Annotated in this window: 18 protein-coding genes and 1 pseudogene; 6 read left to right on the top strand and 13 right to left on the bottom strand. The window is 73.1% G+C overall.

The features are described 5' to 3' along the window. Positions 1 to 18 precede the first annotated feature (18 nt). Both LDL48_RS14460 and LDL48_RS14455 read left to right on the top strand, forming a co-directional pair. Positions 19 to 1,872 carry a prolyl oligopeptidase family serine peptidase gene (locus tag LDL48_RS14460; RefSeq protein ID WP_225255614.1) on the top strand — a complete coding sequence of 618 codons (1,854 nt, stop codon included), beginning with the start codon at positions 19 to 21 and terminating at the stop codon, positions 1,870 to 1,872. A 285-nt stretch (positions 1,873 to 2,157) separates the two neighbouring features. Continuing rightward, entirely contained in the window at positions 2,158 to 3,165 is a 1,008-nt protein-coding gene (locus LDL48_RS14455) for a polysaccharide deacetylase family protein (RefSeq protein ID WP_225255613.1), read from the top strand. A gap of 146 nt (positions 3,166 to 3,311) precedes the next feature. Here LDL48_RS14455 and paaD read toward each other — a convergent pair. The 6 genes and pseudogenes from paaD to paaN form a co-directional block, all read right to left on the bottom strand. Beyond that, positions 3,312 to 3,722 (bottom strand): annotated as a pseudogene (gene paaD / locus LDL48_RS14450) (1,2-phenylacetyl-CoA epoxidase subunit PaaD); the annotation flags it as partial. Further along, the gene (gene paaC, locus LDL48_RS14445; protein ID WP_225255612.1) at positions 3,719 to 4,600 is read right to left on the bottom strand and encodes a 1,2-phenylacetyl-CoA epoxidase subunit PaaC; all 882 of its coding nucleotides are present in this window, start codon (positions 4,598 to 4,600) and stop codon (positions 3,719 to 3,721) included. The pseudogene paaD and the gene paaC, both read right to left, overlap by 4 nt. A 7-nt stretch (positions 4,601 to 4,607) precedes the next feature. Next, entirely contained in the window at positions 4,608 to 4,904 is a 297-nt protein-coding gene (gene paaB / locus LDL48_RS14440) for a 1,2-phenylacetyl-CoA epoxidase subunit PaaB (protein ID WP_225255611.1), read from the bottom strand. Then, complete coding sequence (gene paaA, locus LDL48_RS14435) at positions 4,901 to 5,833, bottom strand: 1,2-phenylacetyl-CoA epoxidase subunit PaaA (protein ID WP_225255610.1); 933 nt, start codon at positions 5,831 to 5,833, stop codon at positions 4,901 to 4,903. Before paaA ends, paaB begins: the two co-directional genes overlap by 4 nt. Further along, positions 5,830 to 6,603, bottom strand: coding sequence for an enoyl-CoA hydratase/isomerase family protein (locus LDL48_RS14430; protein WP_225255609.1), 774 nt, complete (start codon positions 6,601 to 6,603; stop codon positions 5,830 to 5,832). Before LDL48_RS14430 ends, paaA begins: the two co-directional genes overlap by 4 nt. Then, positions 6,596 to 8,266 (bottom strand): phenylacetic acid degradation protein PaaN, encoded by a 1,671-nt coding sequence (paaN, locus tag LDL48_RS14425; protein WP_225255608.1) that lies wholly within the window; start codon positions 8,264 to 8,266, stop codon positions 6,596 to 6,598. The genes LDL48_RS14430 and paaN overlap by 8 nt, the downstream gene beginning before the upstream one ends. Before the next feature lie 75 nt (positions 8,267 to 8,341). On the opposite strand from paaN, the gene LDL48_RS14420 reads away from it, so the two are divergent. Next, positions 8,342 to 8,959 (top strand): TetR/AcrR family transcriptional regulator, encoded by a 618-nt coding sequence (locus LDL48_RS14420; RefSeq protein WP_225255607.1) that lies wholly within the window; start codon positions 8,342 to 8,344, stop codon positions 8,957 to 8,959. 18 nt (positions 8,960 to 8,977) lie between these two features. Here LDL48_RS14420 and LDL48_RS14415 read toward each other — a convergent pair whose 3' ends face one another. Further along, on the bottom strand, positions 8,978 to 9,964 hold the full coding sequence (locus LDL48_RS14415; RefSeq protein WP_225255606.1) for a LacI family DNA-binding transcriptional regulator: 987 nt from the start codon (positions 9,962 to 9,964) through the stop codon (positions 8,978 to 8,980). A 104-nt stretch (positions 9,965 to 10,068) separates the two neighbouring features. Here LDL48_RS14415 and LDL48_RS14410 point away from each other — a divergent pair, with 104 nt between their 5' ends. From LDL48_RS14410 to LDL48_RS14400, 3 genes are all read left to right on the top strand, one after another. Next, the gene (locus LDL48_RS14410) at positions 10,069 to 11,277 is read left to right on the top strand and encodes a Gfo/Idh/MocA family protein (RefSeq protein ID WP_225255605.1); all 1,209 of its coding nucleotides are present in this window, start codon (positions 10,069 to 10,071) and stop codon (positions 11,275 to 11,277) included. Positions 11,278 to 11,289: 12 nt separating this feature from the next. Beyond that, the gene (locus LDL48_RS14405; protein ID WP_225255604.1) at positions 11,290 to 12,294 is read left to right on the top strand and encodes a sugar phosphate isomerase/epimerase family protein; all 1,005 of its coding nucleotides are present in this window, start codon (positions 11,290 to 11,292) and stop codon (positions 12,292 to 12,294) included. A 70-nt stretch (positions 12,295 to 12,364) separates the two neighbouring features. Further along, positions 12,365 to 13,996, top strand: a complete 1,632-nt coding sequence (locus LDL48_RS14400) for a hypothetical protein (RefSeq protein WP_225255603.1) — start codon at positions 12,365 to 12,367, stop codon at positions 13,994 to 13,996. On the opposite strand, the gene LDL48_RS14395 is transcribed toward LDL48_RS14400, so the two are convergent. Genes LDL48_RS14395 through LDL48_RS14370 form a run of 6 tightly spaced genes read right to left on the bottom strand, consistent with a single transcriptional unit; the run spans position 13,988 to position 19,739 of the window. Further along, entirely contained in the window at positions 13,988 to 14,857 is an 870-nt protein-coding gene (locus LDL48_RS14395) for a sugar phosphate isomerase/epimerase family protein (RefSeq protein WP_225255602.1), read from the bottom strand. The two genes, LDL48_RS14400 and LDL48_RS14395, sit on opposite strands and share 9 nt — an antisense overlap. Beyond that, positions 14,854 to 15,873 (bottom strand): Gfo/Idh/MocA family oxidoreductase, encoded by a 1,020-nt coding sequence (locus LDL48_RS14390; protein WP_225255601.1) that lies wholly within the window; start codon positions 15,871 to 15,873, stop codon positions 14,854 to 14,856. The genes LDL48_RS14395 and LDL48_RS14390 overlap by 4 nt, the downstream gene beginning before the upstream one ends. Before the next feature lie 13 nt (positions 15,874 to 15,886). Next, entirely contained in the window at positions 15,887 to 16,702 is an 816-nt protein-coding gene (locus LDL48_RS14385; RefSeq protein ID WP_225255600.1) for an ATP-binding cassette domain-containing protein, read from the bottom strand. Between the two features lie 2 nt (positions 16,703 to 16,704). Then, positions 16,705 to 17,769, bottom strand: a complete 1,065-nt coding sequence (locus LDL48_RS14380) for an ABC transporter permease (protein ID WP_225255599.1) — start codon at positions 17,767 to 17,769, stop codon at positions 16,705 to 16,707. A gap of 25 nt (positions 17,770 to 17,794) precedes the next feature. After that, positions 17,795 to 18,787 (bottom strand): sugar ABC transporter substrate-binding protein, encoded by a 993-nt coding sequence (locus LDL48_RS14375; RefSeq protein ID WP_225255598.1) that lies wholly within the window; start codon positions 18,785 to 18,787, stop codon positions 17,795 to 17,797. Positions 18,788 to 18,800: 13 nt separating this feature from the next. Further along, positions 18,801 to 19,739 carry a TIM barrel protein gene (locus tag LDL48_RS14370; protein ID WP_225255597.1) on the bottom strand — a complete coding sequence of 313 codons (939 nt, stop codon included), beginning with the start codon at positions 19,737 to 19,739 and terminating at the stop codon, positions 18,801 to 18,803. Between the last annotated feature and the right edge of the window lie 2 nt (positions 19,740 to 19,741).

Here is a 19,741-nt window from a genome sequence, read left to right as displayed (position 1 = left end):
GACGCCACTTGATCAGCGATGCTGTTCGACGTGGACTTCCCGGAACTGGTGACGCGCACCGGCAGCTTCCGCCACGGCGCCCCGCACGCCGTCACGGTGGGCGCGGACGGCGCCCGGGTGGCGTTCCTCCGCTCGTCCGGCGGGCACGATCCGGCGGCCCGGCTGTGGGTGCTGACCGTGGCGACGGGTCAGGAGCGGCCGGTGTCGCCGCCCGGCGTCGCGGCCTACGGCACCGACCGGCTCGCCGAGGTGGCGGCGTTCGTCCTGGACGGCCGGCTGCACCGGGTGGACCTGCGCTCCGCGGAGGTCCGCGAGCTGGACTCCGCCGAGCCCGCGATCGGCCCGCACCCGGACCCGACCGGACACCACATCGGGTACGTGACACCGACCGACTGCCTGCGCGTGATCGGCCCGGACGGGACCGACGAGCTGCTCGCCGGCGAACCGGGCGGCGGATGGCGCGACCCGGGCGGCGTGCGCTGGGGGGTGCCGGACCCGGCCGCCGCCGAGTTCGGCCGGACCCGCGGCTGGTGGTGGTCGCCGGACGGCCGGCAGATCCTCGCCGAGCGTGCCGCCGGATCGATCAGCCTGCACCTGCTCGACCTGGACGGCGGCTGGGTCGACGTGCACTGGGACCGGGAGACCTATCCGTACGTGGTGGACGTGCACTGGGGCGACGTGGGCGGACCGCTGATCACGGTGCTGCGCCGGCTGCAGCAGCACGGGCTGGTGCTGTCGGTCGACCCACGGACCGGCGAGACGCAGGTGCACGCGGAACTGGCCGACGCCCGCTGGGTGGAGCCGGTGTCCGGGACGCCCCGGCACCTCCCGGACGGCCGGGTGCTGGTCGGCGGCGAGCTGGCCCACGACGGCTTCGACGCCCGGTGCCTGTTCGCCGACGGGAGCCTGCTGACCCCGCCCGGGCTGTACGTCCGCCGGGTGGTCGGGGTGCTGCCGCGGACCAGCGCGCCGGCCGCCGGACCGGACCTGATCGTCGAGGGCACCGACGGCGACCCGGCCGTGCAGGACGTGTTCCGGGTACGCACCTCGCTGGGCGGGGGCGGCGCCGAGGCCCGCCCGGTGACCACCGCGCCGGGCTGGTACACCGCCGAGGTCGGCGGCGACGTGCTGGTGATCGGCGACGGCCGGGAGTGGACGGTGTGGCGCGGCACCGGCCGGGTGGCCACCCTGCGGTCGCATGCGGAGCCGCTGCCGTACGCCCCGAAGCCCAGCCTGGAGCGGGTCACCGACCGCCGCCTGCCGACCTCCGTGCTCTATCCGCAGCGTCACCTGATCGGGCGCGAGCTGCCGGTGCTGCTCACGCTCGGCGACGGCCCCGGCCACCAGCAGGTGGTCCTGGACCGGGCCGGGTGGCAGGACCGGCAGTGGTGGGCCGATGCCGGCTTCGCGGTGGTCGGCGTGGACGGCCGGGGTACGCCCGGAGTGGCGCCCAGTTTCGAGAAGGTGGTGCACCGGCGGCTGGCCGACATCGCGCTGGCCGACCTGATCGACGCCCTGGTGGCGCTGGTCGGCAAGCACCCCGATCTGGATCTGCGCCGGATCGCGGTCCGCGGCAGCGGACTGGGCGGCTGGCTGGCGGCGCTGACCGTGCTGCGCCGGGCGGAGTTCTTCCGCTGCGCGGTGGCGCGTGATCCGATCGTCGACTGGGGCCGGTTGCCGGCCCCGTTCGCGGAGCGTTACCTGGGCCGGGCGGCGGACAGCGCGGAGGTCTACGCACACCACAGCCTGCTGGACCAGCCGGGCGACGCCAACCTGATGGTGGTCGGCCCGCAGGACGTGCCCGGGGCGGTGCGGGTCGAGGCCGCGACGTGGCTCGAGGAGCGCGACTTCCTGCACGCGCACCTTGCCTGAGGATTGTCGGTTCGACCCGCGTCGCCGTCAACAACTTCCGGATTCCTTCCGGAAGACCCGATCGGCGCTCAATCCCTCGCTCAGCTGGACCTTTACCGAGTAAGTCGGGCCGTTGGCGAAGATCCCGTTTGCCGATCTCCGAGAAAACATATCGATGAACGCTTGTGTCCGGGCGAAAGTTACGGCAATACTCCGGAATGTTTCGGCCGTGTTGCCAGCACGGTCGGCCGGTCCCCCGCCGTCCCTGCTCCCCCTCCCGCTCCCCGCCCGCCAAGGAGAGTTCCGATGCGCCTCAGAAGCATCGTGGCCGCCGTCGCCACCGCGGCCGCCGCGACCCTGACCGTCGCCGTAGCCGTGACACCGTCCGCCAGCGCCGCCGCATGCAACGGCTACGTGGCCCTCACCTACGACGACGGCCCCAAGGCGGGCACCGTCGACCAGCTGCTCAACGCGCTACGGTCGGCCGGAGCCCGGGCAACCTTCTTCAACCAGGGCAACCAGGTCCAGCAGAATCCGAACGGGGTACGGGCCCAGCAGAACGCCGGCATGTGGATCGGCAACCACAGCTGGAGCCACCCGCACATGACCAACCTCAGCCAGCAGCAGATGGCCTCCGAGATCAGCCAGACCCAGAACGCCATCCAGCAGATCACCGGCACCGCGCCCCGGCTGTTCCGGCCCCCGTACGGCGAGTCCAACGCCACGCTGCGTTCGGTCCAGTCGCAGTACGGCCTCACCGAGGTCATGTGGAGCGTGGACTCCCGGGACTGGAACGGCGCCTCCACCGCGCAGATCGTCCAGGCCGCGAGCCAGGCACAGGACGGCGGCGTCATCCTGATGCACGACGGCTACCAGAGCACCATCCAGGCCGTACCGCAGATCGTCAGCAACCTGGCCAACCGCAACCTCTGCCCCGGCATGATCTCGCCCAGCACCGGCCGCGCCGTGGCACCCGACGGCGGCAACCCGGGTGGCCCGACCACCCCGCCGCCCGGCGGCCCGACCACCCCGCCGCCCGGTAACCCGGGAGGCTCCTGCACCGCGACGCTGTCCGCCGGCCAGAGCTGGAACGACCGGTTCAACCTCAACGTCGCCGTCAGCGGCGCCAGCAACTGGGTGGTCAGCCTCGCGCTGAACGGCAGCCAGAGCGTCCAGAACAGCTGGAACGCCTCGGTCACCGGCACCAGCGGCACCGTCACCGTCCGGCCGAACGGCAACGGCAACAACTTCGGCATCACCATCATGTCGAACGGCAACACCACCTGGCCCGCGGTCAGCTGCCGAGCGGGCTGAGCACCACCCCACCGACCATCCCTCCACCAGGCCGGCCGCCCGGGTTCCCACGTCCGGGCGGCCGGCCGCCCGCCGTCCCCGCGCCGCCCCCCCCCCCCGGCCCGCCCCCCCCCCCCCCCCCGCCCCGGGGGGCCCCGCCCCGCGCCCACCGGCTCGGTGGCGGCGTGCCCGCAGTGCGGGCACGCGGCCGCACCGGGCGCTGGGGCGAGCACCAGCGGCACCGGCCCGGGGGCCCGGCGCGGCGCCGGGCCGGGCGGCGAGATCCCGGCGGCGGCCAGCTTGCGGCGCCCGGCCTCGGTGATCCAGTCGGTGGTCCAGGCCGGGGTCAGCACGGTACGCACCTCCACCCGCGGATATCCGGCGCGGCGCAGCGCGGCGACCAGGTCGGCGCGGATCGCGTCCATCGCCGGGCAACCCGAGTAGGTGGGCGTGATCGAGACGACCACCCGGCCGGCGTCCTCCTCGACGTCGCGCAGGATGCCGAGGTCGGCCAGCGTCAGCATGGGCAGCTCCGGGTCGGTCACCGTGGCGGCGACCGTGGCGGCGGCGCGGCTCACCAGGTGCTCCCCGGCAGGGACCGGGCCACCGCCTGCAGCTCGCCGAGCACGGCGGCCAGCCCGTCGCCGTGCACGCCGTGGCGGCCCGCCGGGCCGGCCGGGTCCGCCGGGTCGGCCGCCGGCACGGTCAGCGTGCCGGCCGCGCAGACCTGGGCGAGGACCGCGTCGAACTCGGGACGGAGCGCACCGGGGTCGACCGCGATCCCCGCCCCGGCCAGGCGCGCCTCCACCGGATGCGCCCGGAACAGTTCGCCGGTCAGCGGCGCCACCGCGGCCATCGCGTCGCTCATCCGCCGGTGCGACAGCTCGGTGCCGTCGCCGAGCCGGACCACCCACCCGGCGGCGTACTCGCGGTGGTAGGTCACCTCCTTGACGCCCTTCGCGGCGACCGCGGCCAGCACCGGATCACCCGACGCGGACAGCCGGTCCAGCAGCGCCAGCCGCCACGTCGCGAACACCAGCAGCCGCGCCACCAGGTGCGCGAAGTCGGCGTCGGCGCGTTCGGCCAGCAGCACGTTGCGGAAGTCGCCCGCGTCCCGGTGGTAGGCGAGCGCGTCCTCGTCGCGGCCCGCGCCCTCCACCGCGCCGGCCCGGGACAGCAGCAGCCGGGCCTGGCCCAGCAGGTCGAGCGCGATGTTCGCGACGGCCAGCTCGTCCTCCAGCTCGGGCGCGCGGGTCACCCACTGCTGCAGCCGGTGCGACAGCACCAGCGCGTCGTCGCCGAGCATCAGGCAGTACGCGGTCAGGTCGCCGGGGTCGGCGCCGTCCGGTACGTCGGTGGGCACGCCGGCGAGCGGGTCGGTGAAGCCGGTCCCGTACGCCCACCGCGCATCGTCGTCGTGGTCGGTGAGCGCCTGGTAGGCGTCGTCGAAGGACATCGCGGCCTCAGATGTGCGGTACGGAGTCGGGGATGGCGTAGTACGTCGGATGCCGGTACGCCTTGTCCGCGCTCGGCTCGAAGAATGCCTCCTTGTCGCCGGGACCGGAGGACGCCACGTCGTCGGAGCGCACCACCCAGATGCTGACCCCCTCGTTGCGCCGGGTGTACAGGTCCCGGGCGTGGTGCAGCGCCATCCGGTGGTCGGCGGCCCGCAGCGAACCCACGTGCACGTGGTTGAGGCCGCGCTTGGCCCGCACGAACACCTCGAACAGCGGCCACTCGTGCCGGATCTGTTCGGTCACGTCGCCGCCCTCCCGGTCGCCCGCTTCGCCGCGTGCGCCGCGGCCGCCTCGCGTACCCATGCGCCCTCCTCGTCGGCCCGCCGCCGGTGCGCGATCCGCTGCGCGTTGAGCGGGCCGTCCCCGGAGATCACCCGCTTGAGCTCGGCCCAGTCCGGGGTGCCGAAGTCGTAGTGGCCGCGCTCGGCGTTCCAGGCCAGCTCCGGATCGGGCAGCGTCACGCCCAGCGCCTCGGCCTGCGGCACCGTCATGTCCACGAACCGCTGCCGCAGTTCGTCGTTGGTGTGCCGCTTGACCTTCCAGGCCATCGACTGCGCGGTGTTCGGCGAGTCGGCGTCCGGCGGCCCGAACATCATCAGCGACGGCCACCACCAGCGGTCGGTGGCGTCCTGCACCATCGCGCGCTGCTCCGGCGTGCCCCGCATCATGGTCATCAGCAGCTCGTAGCCCTGCCGCTGGTGGAACGACTCCTCCTTGCAGATCCGGATCATCGCCCGTGCGTACGGCCCGTAGGAACTACGGCACAACGGCACCTGGTTGCAGATCGCCGCGCCGTCGACCAGCCAGCCGATCACGCCCACGTCGGCGAACGTCCGGGTCGGATAGTTGAAGATGGACGAGTACTTCTGCCGTCCCTCGATCAGCCGCCGGGTCAGGTCGCCGCGGTCCGCGCCCAGCGTCTCCGCGGCGGAGTACAGGTAGAGCCCGTGGCCGGCCTCGTCCTGCACCTTGGCGAGCAGGATCGCCTTGCGGCGCAGCGACGGCGCCCGGGTGATCCACTCCCCCTCCGGCTGCATGCCGATGATCTCCGAGTGGGCGTGCTGGGCGATCTGCCGGATCATCGTCCGGCGGTAGCCGTCGGGCATCCAGTCGCGCGGCTCGACCCGCTGGTCCCTCTCGATGGTCGAAGCGAAGACCTGTTCGGTGGTCATGACGTCCTCCCCGGTGTGGCGACCCGCTCCCCGGCCAGGAACGCGTCCATCCGGGCGTCCTTGTCGCCGGACTCGAACAGCACCGCCTGCGCCAGGTCGTCGACCACCGGGTGGCCGCCGGGCGCGTCCGCGACCAGCTTGGTGAGCCGCAGCGCCAGCGCGCCGGAACGGGACATCCGGTCGAGCAGCGCGTGCGCGCGGGTGAGCAGGCCGGCGGACGGCACCACCTCGGCCACCAGGCCCAGCCGGTGCGCCTCCTCGGCGTCCAGCCGCCGCCCGGCCAGCAGCACCTGCTTGGCCACCGACGCGCCGACCAGGTCCCGCAGCCGCCAGCAGGCGCCCGCGGCGGCCAGGATGCCCAGCCCCGGTTCCGGATTGCCGAACCGGGCGGACGGCGAGGCCAGCCGGACGTCGCAGGCGTACGCGAGTTCCGCGCCGCCGCCCAGGGCGTATCCGTCCACCGCCGCCACGGTGGGCAGCGGCAGCCGGGCGATCCGGTCGAACAGCCGGCTGTTGATGCCCTGCAACGCCTGGTCCCGCCCGCGCTCGCGCAGCTCGCCGATGTCCGCTCCGGCCGCGAACGTGCCACCGGCGCCGGTGAGCAGCAGCAGCCTGGGCCGGTCCTCCAGCCGGGCGCAGACGTCGTGCAGCTCCCGGACCATGGCCTCGTTGATCGCGTTGCGGACGTCGGGCCGGTGCAGTGTCACCACCGTCCGGTCGGCCGCCTCCTCGACCAGGACCACCGGTCCCCCGGCGCCGGACTCAGGCATGGTGCCGGGACTGCAGGAGGAAGAACCGGCCGGTGACGAAGTGGTCGTCGGTCAGCGAGGCGGTGGCGGCCGGGTTCGCCGCGGTGCCGTGCAGGTCGCTGAACGCCGCGGTCTGGTTGACGAACACGCCGCCGGTGAGGTTCTCGGAGAGGTGCACGCCGGCGTCCAGCGCCGCTTCCCGGGCGGCCGCGAGCACCTCCGGCGAGGTGGAGTGGACCGCGGCGGTGAGCGCGCCGTGGTGCCGGACCGTCTCGGTGAACAGCCGCAGGCTGTGCCCGGTGGACTCGGTGGCGATCACGAACGAGACCGGGCCGAACCACTCCCGGGTGTAGAACTTCTCGTCGGCGGCGTCCAGCCGGACCACCACGGGGGTACGGACGGTGGCGTCCGGCCACTGCGGGTCGGTGACCGCGGCGGACGGGTGCACCACGTGCGGCGCGGTCCCGGCCTCGGCGATCCGGGCCAGCACCCCGTCGTTGACGATGGCGCCGAGCGTGCCGGCCGCGCGCTTCGGGTCGCCGAGCAGCTTGTCCAGCGCCTCGGACAGGTCGGCGGCGAACTCGTCCGGGCTGCGCCGCCCGGCGCCGGTGTCGATGCCGTCCGCCGGGACCAGCAGGTTCTGCGGGGTGGTGCACATCTGGCCGCTGTACAGCGAGAGCGAGAACGCCAGGTTGCGCAGCAGGCCGCGGTAGTCGTCGGTGGAGTCCAGCACGACCGTGTTGAGCCCGGCCTTCTCGGTGTAGACCACGGCCTGGCGGGCGTTGGCCTCGAGCCAGTTGCCGAACTCGCTGGAGCCGGTGAAGTCGACGATGCGCACGTCGGGGTGGGTGGCGAGAGTGGCGGCCACGCCGTCGCCCGGCTCCTCGGCCGCGAGCGTCACCAGCTCGGGGTCCTGGCCCGCCTCGGCGAGCACCTCGCGGGCGATCCGCACGGTCAGGGCCAGGGGCAGCACGGCGCGCGGGTGCGGTTTGACGATCACCGCGTTGCCGGTGACCAGGCTGGCGAACAGGCCGGGATAGCTGTTCCAGGTGGGGAACGTGTTGCAGCCGATCACCAGCGCCACACCCCGGCCCACCACGGTGGTGCTGGTGGCCATCCGCAGCGGGTCGCCGCCGCGCTGCGGTTTGGTCCAGGTCGCGGCGGCCGGCAGCCGGGTGGACGCGGCCAGCGCACCGGCCACCGCCTCGAGGCCGCGGTCCTGCGCGTGCGGGCCGCCGGCCTGGAACGCCATCACGAACGCCTGCCCGGTGGTGTGCTGCACCGCGTGCGCCATCTCGAAGGACCGGGCGTTGATCCGCCGCAGGATCTCGGCGGCGACGCCGGCCCGCCCGTGCGGACCCACCGCGCGCCAGGCCGGGACGGCGGCGCGGGCGGCGGCGATCAGCGCGGACGGGTCCGCCCGCGGATACCGCACGTGCAGCTCGAGACCGTACGGCGAGTGCTCGGTGGCCACCGTGCCGGTGGTGCCCGGCAGGGTCAGCGGGAAGTCGGTGTCCAGCAGCGCCCGGAACGCCCGCTCGCCCGCCGCGGCGGCGTCCTCGCCGTAGACCGAGCGGCTGGGCGACTCCGGGTAGGCGGACCAGTAGTCCCGCGCGGCGGCTGCCTGGACGGCCCGGTCGAGCAGGTCGCGATGAGTTTCGTACCACTGCGTCGGGGTTGTCATTCGCGCTCCTGTGCGGTTGGCTGTACCTCAATATCTACCGTCCGTTCGTTCGGTAAATCAAGGGTCACGTGGGATATGGCACGACAGGAGAGCGGGGGTCCGGCGGCGCGGCGCCGGGGCCGCCCGGGTCACAACCAGGATGCGGTGCTGACCGCCGCGGTACGGCTGTTCAACGAGCGCGGTTACGAGGCCACCAGCATGGGTGACCTGGCCGAACGCCTGGGGATCACCAAGTCCAGCATCTACCACCACGTGACCGGCAAGCAGGAACTGCTGCGGATGGCGACCGACCACGCGCTGGACGGGCTGTTCGAGGCCGCCGACGAGGTGGACGCGCTGGACGCCCCGGCCGTGCACCGCCTGGAGGTGCTGCTGCGCCGCAGCGTGCTGGTGCTGGCCGAGCGGCTGGAGTTCGTCACGCTGCTGCTGCGGGTGCGCGGCAACACCGAGGTCGAGCAGCGGGCCCTGCTGCGGCGCCGGGAGTTCGACGCCCGGGTCACCGAGGTGGTGAAGCAGGCGCAGACCGAGGGCGATCTGCGGCCGGACATCGATCCCTCGACCACCGCCCGGCTGCTGTTCGGCATGGTCAACTCGCTCGCCGAGTGGTACCAGCCGCACCGGGGCAACGGCGCGGCGATGGCCGACGCGGTCACCGCGATCGCGTTCCACGGGCTGCGCGCACCCGGCCGCTGACCCGCCGCACCGGACGGCTCAGGCGGGCCCGGTGCTGCCGCGGACCACGAGCCGGGGGCGCAGGACCACCTCGACCCGTTCGGTACGCCCCTCGTCGAGCCGGGACACCGCGGCGGCCACGGCCCGCCGCGCCTGCGCGGGCGCGTCCTGGTTGACCGTGGTCAGGTCGACGTGGACGAGGCGGGCGAGCGTGCTGTCGTCGTACCCGACGACGGAGACCTGCGCCGGCACGCCGATGCCGGCCCGGCCGAACACGTCCAGCAGGCCCACCGCGCAGCGGTCGTTGGAGGCGACCACGGCGGTCGGCCGGTCCGGTGCCGCGGCCAGCAGCCGGCCGGCCAGGATGCCGCCCTCCTCGGTGTGGTCGCCGGGCACGACCAGCGGGTCGAGCGAGGCCCGCCGCATCGCGGTGCGGTAGCCGCGCCGGCGGACGGCGGCGATCGCGCCGCGACCGCCGTCCACGAACGCGATGCGCCGGTGTCCGAGACCGATCAGGTGCTCGAGCGCCGCGGCGACGCCCGCGTCGTCGGCGGTGCGCACCACGTCGACGCCGGGGTCCCGGGCCCGCCGGCCGATCGACACCACCGGCACCTGGGCGGCCAGCTTGCCCAGCGCCACGTCCGGTGACTCCGGGCCGAGCAGCAGCAACGCCTCGCACCGGAAGTCCAGCAGGGTGGACAGCGCGCGCTGCTCGTCGTGGCTGCGGGTCAGCGTGGACAGCACCACCTCGTACCCGATCCGGTCCGCCTCGACCTGGATCTCCTCGGCCAGCTCGGCGTGGAACGGGCTGCGCACGTCGAGCATCACGCCGAGCAGGTGCCGGCGCCGCCGGGCGAGCATGCTGGCCGAGCGGTCGGCCCGGTAGCCGAGGGCGGCGGCCGCCTCCAGCACCCGCCGCCGGGTGGCCTCGCTGGGGCCGGGCGCGCCGCGCAGCACCAGCGACACCGACGCGGTGGAGACGCCCACGCGCGCCGCGACGTCCTCCAGCCGTGGACGTTGATCCACCGATCGACCCCCCGCGAAACCTTGACATCCATCGAAGTCACCTCGGATAGTACTCGCTATTAAAGCGCTTTAAACGCGCGTTCGCAGCAGCCCGGAGGACCCCCATGGCATCTGCACCCGTCGGCGTGGCCGTGATCGGCGCGGGCATGGTCGGCCGCGCCCACGCCGCCGCCTACCGCAACGCCGCCACCGTCTACGACCTCGACGCGCCGGCGGCCCGCCTGGTCGCCGTCGCGGACGTGCACGCGCCGTTCGCCACCGACGCCGCCCGGCGGTACGGCTTCGCCCGCGCCGAGACGGACTGGCGGGCGGTGATCGATGCGCCGGACGTGGACGCGGTCAGCGTGGCCGTCGCCAACGGCCTGCACCGGGAGATCACCGAGGCCGCGCTCGCCGCCGGCAAGCACGTGCTCTGCGAGAAGCCGCTCGCGCCCAGCGTGGCGGACGCCCAGGCCATGGTGGACGCCGCCGAGTCCGCCCCGGGCGTGGTGAACGCGGTCGGCTTCACGTTCCGCCGCTCCCCCGCGATCAGCGCGATCCGGCAGCAGGTCACCGAGGGCGGGCTGGGGCCGGTCCGGCACCTGGTCGGCAACTACTGGTGCGACTACGGCGTCGACCCGGACCGCCCGATGAGCTGGCGCTACCGGGGCGGCCCGGGCTCCGGCGTGCTCGCCGACATCGGCAGCCACCTGACCGACCTGGCCGAGTTCTTCTGCGGCGCGACCGCCGGGGTGCAGGGCACCACGATGGCGACGCTGGTCACCGACCGGCCCCGGCCGCTCGGCGTCGCGGTCGGCCACGCCGGCGGGGTCCGGGTCAGCGCCGACCGGGTGCCGGTGGAGAACGAGGACATCTGCACCTTCACCGCGAGCTACCCGGGCGGCGCGGTGGGCACGTTCGCCCTGTCCCGGGTGGCGTACGGGCACGCCAACACGCTGAAGCTGGACCTGTTCTGCGAGAACGGCACCGCCTCGTTCGACCTCACCCGGCCGGCCGAGTTCAGCATCGTCGACGGCGGCCCGGCCCAGCCGGTCAACGGCGTCCGCACGGTGCCGCTCGGGCCGTGGCACCCGTACCTCGGCGGTGGCCTGCCGATGGACTTCCCCACCGTGGGCCACGGGCAGAACGACCTCTTCGTCTTCCAGGCCCGCGCGTTCCTGGACCAGATCGCCGGCCTGGACCGGCTGCCGCCGTGCCCGGACATGGCGCACGGCCTGCACAACCTCAAGGTCCTCGAAGCGGTCGTGGCCGCCACCGACAAGCCTGAGCCCACCCGCGGCGGAAAACCCATGCAAATTTCTGACTCCGTCTAGAAAGGCCCCCCGATGAAACTCGGCGCGTACACCGCCTGCCTGCACGACCGTTCCCTGGACGAGACCCTCAAGATCCTCGGCGAGCTGGGCCTGACCGGCGCCGAGATCAACGCCGGCGGGTTCGTCCCGGCCCCGCACCTGCCGGTCGGCGACCTGCTGGCCAGCGCCGGCGCCCGGGAGGACTACCTGGGCCGGTTCGCGCAGGCCGGGATCACGCTGACCGGCCTGAACGTCAACGGCAACCCGCTCAACCCGGATCCCGAGGTGGGCCCCCGGCACGCCGCCGACCTGCGGCGGGCGATCGAGGTCGCCGCACTGCTCGGGGTACGGCGGGTGGTCACCATGTCCGGCCTGCCCGCCGCCCAGCCGGGCGGCACCGTGGCGAACTGGGTGGTGAACCCGTGGGACAGCCAGTACCTGGACATCCTGGACCACCAGTGGCACGACATCGCGGTCCCGTTCTGGCGGGACATCGCCGCCCGCGCGGCCGACGCCGACGTCAAGGTGTGCATCGAGATGCACCCGCAGAACCTGGTGTTCAACCCGCCCACGCTGCAGCGCCTGGTGGAGCAGACGAACGCCACCCACGTCGGCGCCGAACTGGACCCCAGCCACCTGTTCTGGCAGGGCATGGACCCGGTGGCCTGCGTCGAGCACCTGGGCGACCTGGTGTTCCACGCCGCCGCCAAGGACACCCGGATCAACCCGGACAACGTCCGGCTGGTCGGCGTGCTGGACGACCGGTTCACCCGCACGCCGGCCGACCGGAACCCGGTCGGGCTGGGCGGCCGGAACACGCTGAACCAGTGGCCGGACCGGCCGGCCTGGGAGTTCGTGGCGGTCGGCCGCGGGCACGGCGTCGCGGACTTCTGGGTGCCGTTCCTGCGCGCGCTGCACGCCGTCGACCCGGAGATGGCGGTCAACATCGAGCACGAGGACCAGGAGTTCGGGCAGGTGGAGGGGCTGCGGATGGCGGCGGAGAACCTGCTCGCCGCGGCCCGGCGGGCCGGCGTCTGACCCTCGGCGCCGCCCTGGTGGCGGATGTCGGACATTGTGATCTCGCGGCCGGGGCGGAAACCATGACGGCATGCGGAGGTTCGTATCGCGCGCCGGCCGCTGCCTCGCCGGCCTCGTCCTGCTGATCGCCGCGCCGGCCGTTCCGGCCGTCGCGGCCACCGCCGGCCACCGGCTGAGCCTGACCCTGATCGACCGCACCGGCCGGCCGCCGGCCGACGCCGACACCTGGGTCGACCTGTACGACCTGGCCACCGGCGAGCAGATGCCGTTCGGCGTCCGGGACGGCGCCGGCACGGTCCACCTGCCGGCCGGCGCCTACCAGGCGTACGGGTTCGTGCAGACCCGCGACCCGGACTCGGTCAGCACCGTCGTGCTGCCCCGGATCCGGCTCGACCGGGACACCGCGCTGGTGCTGGACGCCCGCACCGCCGAGCGGGTGGACGTCCGGGTCGACCGGCCCGGCGCCCGCCGGCACGGCGGCGCGATCGAGTTCCTCCAGCCCACCCCCGGGCACACCATCCGGTACGCCGCCAGCCTGCCCGCGGACATCGACGCCTACCTCACGCCGACCGCGGCCGCACCCGGCCTCCGGGCCCGGATCTACGCCACGCTCACCGGCGGCGGCGCGACGACCGCACGGCAGGCGTACGTCGTCGTGCGCGACCTGCGCGACGGCGTGCCACCCCGGTTGCGGTTCACCGCGCGGGTGCGCGAGCTGGCCGTCCGCACGGTCACCGTGGCCGGGCAGGGCCGGCCGGCGTGCGCGACTCTGGAGCTGAGCGCGACCCGGTCCGGATCACCGTGGCAGTACACCGAACGGATCCCGCTGGGCCCGCCGGACCGGCCGCCGTTCACCGTCGCGTTCTCCCCCGGCGCCGATCCCCTCTGGGCGCTGACCACCGAGTTCATGGGCGGCGACTGCGACCCGGCGGCCGGCGTCGACCGGTACTCGGTCAATGCGGTGTTCCGCACCGCCGGCACCGGCACCCTGGCGTTCGGCCGGGCCCCGCTCGGCCCGGCCGTGGCGCACCGGCAACCGGGCACCGCCGGGTACGTCTTCTGGGCGGACGACACGCTGCTGGTCCGCATCCCGCTGTTCGCGGACGCCGGCCCGGGGCACTACAGCACGCCGCTGGACAGCAGCTACCCGGCGTACCCGTACGTCACCGGCGAGACCCGGCTGACCGGCGCCGACGGCCGGCTGCTCTACACCGAGCCCCGGCCCGGCCACTGCGCCTGCCACCTGCCCGCCGGCACGGTCCCGGACGGGCCGCTGCGGCTGGCCGTCGACGCCTACCGGGCCGCGCCCTGGTCCGACCTGGCGGTGCGGCAGCACATCGAGTGGACGTTCCCGGCGGACCGGGAGCGCCCCGCCGTGCCGCTGCTCGCGGTGCGGTACCGGGCCGCCCTCGACGCCGACGGCCGGGCGCCCGGCGGGGCCGCGTTCCCGCTGGCGCTGTGGGTCGAGCGGCACGACCCGGCCAGCCCGGCCGTCGCCACGGTTCGCCTGGAGGCGTCCTTCGACGACGGCGCGACCTGGTCGGCGGTGCCGCTCACCGGCACCGGCGACGCACGCAGCGGGCTGGTCACCCACCCGGCGAGCGGCTACGTCTCGCTCCGGGCGACGGCGGCCGACACCGCCGGCAACCGGGTCGACCAGACCGTGATCCGGGCCTACGGCCTCACCCCGCCGTCAGCCTGACCCGGCGGCCGCCTTCTCCCGGTACTGGTTGATCAGCGCCAGGTTGTGCCGGGCGCTCTGTTCGGCTCGCTCCTCCCAGGCGAACACGCAGACCGTGGCGATGCCGTCGAACCCGACCTCGGCGAGCGTGCCGAAGAACAGGTCCCAGTCCACCTCGCCCTGGCCGATGTCCAGGTGCTGGTGCACGCGCACGGTGGAGCCGGGCGGGTTGACGATGTAGCGGAGCCCGGACGAACCGCGGTGGTCGAACGAGTCGGCGAGGTGCACCTGGGTCAGCAGCGGTCCGGCGTGCCGGATCACCGCGGCCAGGTCGCCGCCCTGGTGGAACGTGTGCGGTGCGCAGTACAGGAAGCTGACCAGGTCGGAGTCGATGCCCTTGACCAGGTTCACGCCGGCCACCCCGTCCTCCACGAAGTCGTCCGGGTGCGGCTCCAGGACCAGGCGTACCCCCTCGCGCTCGAAGACCGGCAGCAGTTCCTCCAGCGAGCGCCAGAACTGCGCCTCGCTGGCCGCGGCCCGCTCCGGCCGGCCGTTGAACTCGGAGTTCATCACCGTGACGCCGAGATCCACGGTGATCTGGATGGCCCGCTTCCAGTACCGGACCGCGGCCTGCCGTTCGTCCTCGTCGGGTCCGGACCACTTGTACAGCGGCAGCACGCTGGCGACCTGCACCTCGGCCGCGGCCAGCTCCCGGCGGAACGCGGCGACCGTCGCCCGGTCGGCCCGCGGGTGCAGGAAGAACGGCAGGAAGTCGTCGCGCGGGGACAGCTCGAGGTGGTGGTACCCCAGGCCGGCCACCACCCGGGGCAGCTCCAGCAACGGCACCGAGCGCAACATGTACGGATCCAGCGCGATCCTCACGCCGCCACCTCCGCGGTGTAGAGCTTCGGCCGGTCGGCGAGCGTCACGCCGACCCGTTCGCCGGAACGCAGCGCGGCCACCCCGGCGTCGGAGACCACCGCGGCCGCGTACCCGTCCCACGCGCTGGGCCCGAGCGGCACCCCGGCGCCGGTGATCGCGTCGACCCACTCCTGCAGCTCCACGTCGTACGCGCGGAGGAACCGCTCCCGCCAGTCGGCCGGCACCGGGGTCACCACCTGCTGGTTGCGCCGCACCGTGACCGGGCTCAGCTCGCCCAGCGCGGCGGTGCCGTTCTCGCCGACCACCTCACCGCGAATGTCGTAGCCGTACCGGATGTTCACCGAGATCTCCACGTCGACCAGGGCACCGCCGGCCATCTCCAGGATCAGCAGCAGCGGGTCCTGCAGGTCGCCGCCGTTGCGGCTGCGCCGCGGCACCAGCACCCGGGCGGCGGCGACCTCCTCGCCGAACATCCAGCGCACCATGTCGATCTCGTGCACCGCGGTGTCGGTGATCGCCGACTCCTTCTCGTAGAAGCCGGGCACGGCGGCGTTGCGGTGCGCGCAGTGCATGAGCAGCGGGGCGCCGAGCTCGCCGGTGTCCACCACCGCCTTGAGGGCCCGGTACGCCTCGTCGTACCGGCGCATGTAGCCGACCTGGACCAGCCGGCCGCCGTACCCGACCTCCGCCTCGACGATCCGCAGGCAGGCCTGCTGCGTGGTGGCCAGCGGCTTCTCGCAGAACACCGGTTTGCCGGCCGCGATCGACCCGAGCACGTACTGCTCGTGGGTGGGTCCCCAGGAGCAGACCACCACCGCGTCGACGGCCGGGTCGGCGATCAGGTCCGTGCCGCTGGCGTGCACGGTGGCGCCGGACAGGCCCGCGGCGACCTGCCGGGCGGTCGCGGTGTCCACGTCGGTCACCGCGGTCACCTCGACGCCGGCCAGGACCCGGGTCATCCGCCGGATGTGGTCCCGGCCGATCATCCCGGTGCCGATCACTCCGACTCTCAGCATGCGCACACCCTTCTCAGCGGCCGAGTTCGTGGGACAGTTCGGTGAGTTCGTCGCCGCCGGCCATCTGGGTGGTCAGTTCGTCGAGGGTGACGTCGGCGCGGTTGCGGTCCAGGGCCGTGGTGCCCAGCTTCAGGATCACGAAGTGGTCGCCGACCAGGTACGCGTGGTGCGGGTTGTGGGTGATGAACACGACGCCGAGGCCGGCGTCGCGGGCCGCCGCGACGTACTTGAGCACCACGCCGGACTGCTTGACGCCGAGCGCGGCGGTCGGCTCGTCCAGGATCAGCACCCGGGCACCGAAGTAGACCGCGCGGGCGATCGCCACGCACTGCCGCTGGCCGCCGGAGAGGGTGCCGATGGGCTGGTCGATGTTCTTGACCACGATGCCCATCTTGCGCAGTTCCTCGTCGGCGATCCGCTTCATCTGCCGGGTCTTCAGCGGGGCCAGCGGGAAGCGCCCGCCGGTCAGCTCGGAGCCGAGGAAGAAGTTCCGCCAGACCTCCATCAGCGGCACCACGGCGAGGTCCTGGTACACGGTCGCGATGCCGTGGTCCAGGGCCTCCCGCGGGGACGAGAGGGTGATCTCGCGGCCGTCCACCTTGAGCGTGCCCTCGCTGTGCCGGTGCAACCCGGACATGATCTTGATGAGCGTCGACTTGCCTGCGCCGTTGTCGCCGAGCACGCAGGTCACCTCGCCGGCGTTGACCCGCAGGTCGATGCCGCGCAGTGCCCGGATCGCGCCGTAACTCTTGCCGATGCCGATGGTCTCGATCAGCGGCTCGCCCTTGGTGAGGTTGGCGTCGGCGTGCTGGGCCAGGGTGTCGGTCACGGTCATCCCACCTTCCGCGCCGTGGAGAGGCGTTTGACGTACAGGTTGACCAGGACGGCGAGCAGCAGCATCACGCCGAGGAAGGCCCGGAACCAGTTCGGGTCCCAGCCGGCGTACACGATGCCCAGGCTGGTCATGCCGAAGATGAAGGCGCCGATCGCGACGCCGACCGCGTTGCCGAAGCCGCCGGTGAGCAGCGTGCCGCCGACCACCGCGGCGATGATGTAGAGGAACTCGTTGCCGACGCCGTTGCCGGCCTGCAGCGTGTTGAACCGGTACAGCGTGTGCATCCCGACGAACCAGCCGAGGAACGACACGGTCATGAACAGGCCGATCTTGGTCTTGATCACCGGTACGCCGACCGCGCGGGCGCTGTCCGGGGCACCGCCGACCGCGTAGATCCAGTTACCGGTCCGGGTCCGGGTCAGCACCCAGGCCGCCAGGGCGACGAACAGCAGCCACCAGAGCACCGTGATCCACACGGTCACCGGGCCGATCTTGAAGCTGGACGAGAAGATCGCGCCGAGCGAGTCGTACCCGTCGATCCGGCTGATGTCCGGGCTGGACACCGAACCGGTGACCAGCTTGGTGACGCCGAGGTTGGCGCCCTGCAGCACGAAGAACGTACCCAGGGTGATCAGGAAGCTGGGGATGCCGGTGCGCATCACCAGATAGCCGTTGAGGAAACCGATGGCCAAACAGAACGCCAGCGAGACCAGCGCGCCGACCCAGAGGTTCATGCCGAAGTACCAGCACAGCATGGAGTTCACCAGGCCGCCGGTGTAGACGATGACGCCGGCCGACAGGTCGAACTCGCCGCCGATCATCAGCAGGCCGACGGCGACCGCCACGATGCCGATGGTGGACGACTGGTAGAGCACGGTGAAGAACGACTCGGCCGAGCGGAACGACGGCGCGGCCGACAGGAAGAAGACGAAGATGATGACGGCCGCGACGAGCGCGCCCACCTCGGGCCGGGCGAGGACCCGGTTGGTCCACCCGAGGGTGACCCGGTTGGTGGGCTCCGACGGCGTCGGCGCCGGAGCCGTCTGGACGGTGTGGCTCATGGCTGTACTCCGATCCCGGAGAAGGTCAGCGGGTGTTGTTCTTGGTGAACGGCAGGATGGTGGCGATGTTCGTTCCATCCACGAAGGACGGTCCGGTGAGCACGGCCTTGCCGCCACCGATGTCGTTGCCGTTCTTCAGGTTCAGGTAGAGCGACGTGACCGCCAGGTAGCCCTGGACGTACGGCTGCTGGTCGATGGAGAACTCGATCCTGCCGTCCTGGATGTCCTGAGCCACCTGGGCGTTGAGGTCGAAGGTGACGATCTTGGCGGAGCTGCCCGCCTGCTCGATCGCCTTGATCGCGTCCACCGCCTGCGGCGCGCCCAGCGTGACGATGTAGTCGATGGACTTGTCCTGCGACAGCTTCGCCTGCAGCGTGGACGTGACCGCCGCGTCGTCGGCGCCGTTGACCTGGATGTTCTCCGAGCCCGGCACGGCACTCTTGACGCCCGCGCACCGGGCCTCCAGGGCCACCGACCCGGCCTGCTGGATGACGCACAGCGGGTGCTTGCCGCCGTCCTGGGCGATCCGCTGCCCGGCGGACTGACCGGCCAGCGTCTCGTCCGACCCGAAGTACATCAGCGCGCCGAGCTGCCGGTACTGGTCCAGGCCGGAGTTGAAGCCGACCACCGGGATCTTCGCGTCGGTCGCCGCCTTGACGGAACCGGCCAGCGCGTTCGGGGTGACCAGCGTGGTGGCGATGCCACTGACCTTGGAGTCCACCGCGTTCTGGATCAGCACCGCCTGCTTGGCGGCGTCCGGGTCGTTGGAGTACTTGAGCGTGACCCCGGTGTCCTTGGCGGCCTGCTGCGCGCCGTTCTTCACCTTGTCCCAGAACGTGTCGCCGGGCGTCTCGTGGGTGATGAACGCGATGGTGAAGCCGGAGCTGCCGGGGGCGTTGCCGCCGCCGGAGTCGCTGTCGTCGGTCCGCTCCCGTCCGCCGCCGCTGCAGGCGGTGGCCCCGAGCGTCACCACCGCCGCGACCGCGAGAAGCCGTACCCCGAAGCGCCTGGTCGTCATGGTGCTCCTTCCCTTACCGGTGAGAACGGTGCCCGCCGCCCGAGTGCAGGCCGACGGAGTTGAGGTACTGCCGGGTGCGCGTGGCGATCGGCAGCGGCACGTCGAAGTCGACCGGGTACATGTCCTGCTCGACGACGACGAACAGTTCGGCGTCCAGCTCGCGCAGCGCCTCCAGCACGGCGGGGACGTCCGGTGCCCCGGCCGGCGGCTCCACGCTCGCGCCCTGCGCGACGGCCTGCCCGAACGGCAGGTCCTGCGCGCGGGCCCGCTCGGCGACCGCCGGGTCCATCTGCTTGATGTGCACGTAGCCGATCCGGTCCGGATACTTGCGGATGACGGCTGGGACGTCCGCGTTGCGGTACGCGAGGTGGCCGGTGTCCAGGCACAGCGAGACGTACGCGGGATCGGTGTCGGCCAGGAACCGTTCGGTCTGTGCCTGCGTCTCGACGTGGTAGTCGGCATGCGGGTGGAAGCGCATCTTCAGGCCGTACTCCTCGGCCAGCATCCGGCCGAGCGTGTTGCTGTTGTCCACCAGGGCCCGCCAGCGTTCCGGGCTGAGTTCCGCCGGTTCGTGGTAGGCCCCGGTGACGTCGTCCCGGTACCCCGGCACCGGCACGAAGATCAGATTCTCGGCGCCGAGCGCCCGGGTCAGCTCGGCCACCTTGCGGGTCTCCGCGACCACCGCCGCGAAGTCCTTGTGCGGTCCACCGGCGCCGGCCACGGTGCCGCCGGCGCAGGACAGCCCGCGCCCGGCCAGCTCGTCGGCCAGCTGCGCCGGGTCGGTGGGCAGGTAGCCGTACGGACCCAGCTCGAGCCAGCGGTACCCGGCGCCGGCCAGCTCGTCGAGGAAGCGCTGCCACGGCGTCTGCCGGGGGTCGTCGGCGAACCACACGCCCCACGAGTCGGGGCAGCTGCCCAGCTGCAGGTGCCGGATCGGTGCCACGTCGGTCATGA

This window comes from Jidongwangia harbinensis (genome assembly GCF_020216025.1).
Taxonomy (GTDB): domain Bacteria; phylum Actinomycetota; class Actinomycetes; order Mycobacteriales; family Micromonosporaceae; genus Actinoplanes; species Actinoplanes harbinensis.
This window is presented reverse-complemented; position numbering and strand designations above follow the sequence as displayed.

Excerpts from the sequence above, each read along its gene's own strand:
- LDL48_RS14460 (WP_225255614.1), top strand. The coding sequence starts at position 19 with ATGCTGTTCGACGTGGACTTCCCGGAACTGGTGACGCGCACCGGCAGC.
- paaA (WP_225255610.1), bottom strand. The coding sequence starts at position 5,833 with ATGACCACCGAACAGGTCTTCGCTTCGACCATCGAGAGGGACCAGCGG.
- LDL48_RS14410 (WP_225255605.1), top strand. The coding sequence starts at position 10,069 with ATGGCATCTGCACCCGTCGGCGTGGCCGTGATCGGCGCGGGCATGGTC.
- LDL48_RS14400 (WP_225255603.1), top strand. The coding sequence starts at position 12,365 with ATGCGGAGGTTCGTATCGCGCGCCGGCCGCTGCCTCGCCGGCCTCGTC.
- LDL48_RS14380 (WP_225255599.1), bottom strand. The coding sequence starts at position 17,769 with ATGAGCCACACCGTCCAGACGGCTCCGGCGCCGACGCCGTCGGAGCCC.
- LDL48_RS14390 (WP_225255601.1), bottom strand. The coding sequence starts at position 15,873 with ATGCTGAGAGTCGGAGTGATCGGCACCGGGATGATCGGCCGGGACCAC.
- paaN (WP_225255608.1), bottom strand. The coding sequence starts at position 8,266 with ATGACAACCCCGACGCAGTGGTACGAAACTCATCGCGACCTGCTCGAC.
- LDL48_RS14405 (WP_225255604.1), top strand. The coding sequence starts at position 11,290 with ATGAAACTCGGCGCGTACACCGCCTGCCTGCACGACCGTTCCCTGGAC.
- LDL48_RS14455 (WP_225255613.1), top strand. The coding sequence starts at position 2,158 with ATGCGCCTCAGAAGCATCGTGGCCGCCGTCGCCACCGCGGCCGCCGCG.
- LDL48_RS14370 (WP_225255597.1), bottom strand. The coding sequence starts at position 19,739 with ATGACCGACGTGGCACCGATCCGGCACCTGCAGCTGGGCAGCTGCCCC.
- LDL48_RS14430 (WP_225255609.1), bottom strand. The coding sequence starts at position 6,603 with ATGCCTGAGTCCGGCGCCGGGGGACCGGTGGTCCTGGTCGAGGAGGCG.
- LDL48_RS14375 (WP_225255598.1), bottom strand. The coding sequence starts at position 18,787 with ATGACGACCAGGCGCTTCGGGGTACGGCTTCTCGCGGTCGCGGCGGTG.
- paaC (WP_225255612.1), bottom strand. The coding sequence starts at position 4,600 with ATGTCCTTCGACGACGCCTACCAGGCGCTCACCGACCACGACGACGAT.
- LDL48_RS14420 (WP_225255607.1), top strand. The coding sequence starts at position 8,342 with ATGGCACGACAGGAGAGCGGGGGTCCGGCGGCGCGGCGCCGGGGCCGC.